The organism is Pseudomonas sp. HY2-MNA-CIBAN-0224, assembly GCF_040310285.1.
In the GTDB taxonomy this organism is placed as follows: domain Bacteria; phylum Pseudomonadota; class Gammaproteobacteria; order Pseudomonadales; family Pseudomonadaceae; genus Aquipseudomonas; species Aquipseudomonas helleri.
Genome location: NZ_JBEOPQ010000397.1, coordinates 1 through 283 on the forward strand (window position 1 = coordinate 1; position 283 = coordinate 283).

Genomic DNA, 283 nt, shown 5'->3' on the forward strand with positions numbered 1-283 from the left:
GCTCTATAGGCATTTGCTTGCTCGGAATCGGGTGCAAATACTTGCTCAGCAAACACTTGATCGTACGGCACCACATGAACATGCACGCATGAATCTAATGGCATATCTCGGGTATATTCGAGACAAAGTACATGGACGTCGTAATTTAAATCGGCATAGGCCCGTGCCAAGGTCGTGACCATGCGCTCAGCACCGCGACCTTCAAGCGCCTTTAGTATCAGTAGAATAATGGGTTGCATCATAGCGATCTTAATATAATTGCCGTTGTTGTATAAATTCGTAT

The 283-nt window shown here is 45.2% G+C and carries 1 protein-coding gene; it reads right to left on the reverse strand.

Annotation, left to right across the window (positions count from 1 at the left end; genetic code table 11):
- On the reverse strand, positions 1-239 hold a 239-nt coding region (locus AAEZ03_RS26900; RefSeq protein WP_350582855.1), incomplete at its 3' end, for a hypothetical protein.
- Positions 240-283: the final 44 nt, after the last annotated feature.